General features: G+C 77.3%; 2 protein-coding genes. Both read right to left on the bottom strand.

The genetic code is table 11. From position 1 onward, the window contains the following. On the bottom strand, positions 1-1,414 hold a 1,414-nt coding region (locus AE652_RS38765; RefSeq protein WP_049660162.1), incomplete at its 3' end, for an amino acid adenylation domain-containing protein. Between the two features lie 76 nt (positions 1,415-1,490). Continuing rightward, the coding region (locus AE652_RS38760) for an AMP-binding protein (protein WP_049660159.1) at positions 1,491-2,961 on the bottom strand (1,471 nt) is incomplete at its 5' end.

Here is a 2,961-nt window from a genome sequence, read left to right as displayed (position 1 = left end):
CGCGCAGCGCCTCGACGGCCGGGCGGGCGCCCTCGGCGAGCACCAGGCAGGCGGTGAGCGCGGCGTCGGGCTGCCCGGCCCGGCGGACCACGACCGCCGCCTCGGCGACCTCGGGCAGCTGGAGCAGCGCGTGCTCGACCTCGCCGGGTTCGATCCGGTAGCCCCGTACCTTGACCTGGTCGTCGGTGCGCCCGTGGTACTCCAGGGAGCCGTCCGGCAGTTGGGCGACCCGGTCGCCGCTGCGGTAGGCGCGTCCGATGCCCGGCAGTTCGCGGAAGCGCTCGGCGGTCAGCTCCGGCCGGTCGAGGTAGCCGAGGGCCAGCCGGTCGCCGGCGATCCACAGTTCGCCGACGGCGCCCGGCGCCACCGGCGCGAGGCCCTCGTCCAGGACATAGGCGCGGGCGCCGCCGAAGGTCCGGCCGATCGGGACGGAGCCGGCGCAGTCGGCCGGGGTGACCCGGTGGACGGTGGTGAAGGTGGTGGCCTCGGTCGGCCCGTACCCGTTGACCAGTTCGAGCCAGGGGAAGGCCCGCAGCACGGCGCCCGCGTGCTCGGCGGAGATCGCCTCGCCGCCGACGACCAGGGTGCGCAGCACGCCGAAGATCCGGGAGCGCCGGGCGGCCAGGTGGTGGAAGAGCGCGGTGGTGAGGAAGACGGTGGTGACGCCGAAGCTCTCGACGTCGCGGACCAGGTCCTCGGCGCTGGGCCGCTCGCTCGGGGAGACGGCCACGGCGGCGCCGCGGGCGAGCGGGGCCCACAGTTCGAAGGTGGCGCCGTCGAAGGAGACGGTGGAATGGAAGAGCACCCGGTCGCGCGGGCCGAGGACGACCGCGTCCTCGGCGGTGACCAGGTCGGCGACGGCGCGGTGCGGGACGAGGACGCCCTTGGGGCGGCCGGTGGAGCCGGAGGTGTAGTAGAGCAGGGCGGGCGCGGCCGGGTCGGCGGCGTCGGGCACCGTGCCGTCGGTGGCCTCGGTGCCGCGCTCGGTCAGCACCAGGGTGAGCTCCTCGGGGAGCCCGGCCTCGGCGAGCAGCCCCTTGTCGCCGAGGACGAGCCGGAGGTCCGCGTCGGCGGTGAGTTCGGCGATCCGCGGGCGCGGGTAGGCCGGGTCGATCGGGACGGCCAGGGCGCCGGCCCGCCAGACGGCGAGCTGGGCGACGACGTACCGGGTCGAGCGGGCGCACAGCAGGCCGACGGCGCTGCCGGGGCCGATCCCCCGGGCGGCCAGGACGGCGGCCAACCGGCCTGCGGCGTCGACGAGTTCGCGGTAGGTGAGGACGGTGGAGCCGTCGGTCACGGCGAGCGCGTCGGGGCGGCTCTCGGCCTGCCGGGCGACCAGGGCGGGCAGGTCGGTCAGGGTGGGCAGGGCCGGCGGGTCGGTCACAGCAGACCGGGCCGCGGCGGGCGAGGACATGGTGGTCACGGTGGTTCCCTTCCGGGCGCCCCGGCCGGGTGGGCCGGGGCGCCCCGCTGAGGAGGTTCGGGCGGGGTCAGGCGGTCGCGGCCAGATCGGCCACCCGTTCCTCGATCAGCCGGGCGACGGCCCGCAGGTCGGGCTGGCGCAGCACCAGGGGGGCGCGCAGCCGGACGCCGTACTCGTTCTCCAGGGCCTCCAGCAGTCTCGCGGCGGCGAGCGAATTGCCGCCCGCGGCCAGGAAGTTGTCCTCGGGACCGAGGTCGGCGCGGCCGATCAGCTCGCGGCAGAGCTTCAGCACGGTCCGCTCGACCGGGCCGTGCCCTTCCTCCACCGCGTCCGCCGCGACCGCGTCCGGCACCGCCACGTCGGCCAGCAGGGCCTGGCGGTCCACCTTGCCGTTGGCGTCCAGCGGGAAACGCTCCACCAGGTGGACGGCGGAGGGCACGGCCTGCTCGGGCAGCCAGGGCCGGACGGAGTCGAGCAGCGCCGCCGGGTCGGCGCCGTCCTCGGCGTGGACGAAGGCCAGCAGTCGGACCCCGCCGGTCGGCGCCTGTTCGGCGGCGACCACCGCCCGGCGCACCTGCGGGTCGCGCTCGAAGGCGGCCTCGACCTCGGCGGGTTCGATCCGCACGCCGCTGACCTTGACCTGGTCGTCGAGGCGGCCGTGGAACTCCAGCACGCCGTCCGGCCGCATCACCACCCGGTCGCCGGTGCGGTAGACCCGGTCGGTGCCGACCACGCCGGCGGGCGCGTCGACGAAGCGGCGGGCGGTCAGCTCGGGGTCGAGGTACCCGGCGGCCAGGCCGCGGCCGCCGATCCGCAGCTCGCCGGCCGTGCCGCGCGGCACCGGGCGGCCGTCCTCGTCGGTGACCAGGACGACGACGCCGTCGATCGGCAGGCCGATCGGCGGGGCGCCGGCGCCGTGGTCCCCGCCGGAGGCCATGGTGTGCATGGTGGTGGTGACGGTGGCCTCGGCGGGGCCGTAGGCGTTGTGGACGGTCGCGGTGACGTCGGGCCCGGGGGCGCGGCGCAGCCGGTCGCCGCCGATCACCAGGTGGCGCAGCGCCAGCCCGGCGGGCCAGGGCCGACCGAGGACGGGCTCGGCCAGCGGGGTGGGCAGGATGGACACGGTGATGCCGGCCTCGCGCCACCAATCGGTGAGCGCGCCGGTGTCCCAGCGGACCGCCTCGGGGGCGACGACCAGGGCCGCGCCGGAGGTGAGGCCGGCCCACAGCTCCTGCACGTGCGGGTCGAAGGCGACGCCGATCAGCAGGCTGTGCCGCTCCCCGGGGCCGAGGCCGGTCGCCCCGCGGTACCACTGCAGCAGCGCGCCGAGCGCGGGCTCGGTGACGGCGACGGCCTTCGGGGTGCCGGTGGAACCGGAGGTGAGCACCGCGTAGTGGGTGCCGACCGGGACGCGCACCTGCCCGCCGGTGGTCAGGGCGGCCACCACGCCGGCGGTGGGCAGGTCCAGCGGCAGCCGCTCGCCGCCGGGCGGCAGCAGGTCCGGCTCGCCGACCAGGCAGGCCGGGCGCAGCTGCTCG

This window comes from Kitasatospora sp. MY 5-36 (assembly GCF_001182915.1).
Taxonomy (GTDB): domain Bacteria; phylum Actinomycetota; class Actinomycetes; order Streptomycetales; family Streptomycetaceae; genus Kitasatospora.
This window is presented reverse-complemented; position numbering and strand designations above follow the sequence as displayed.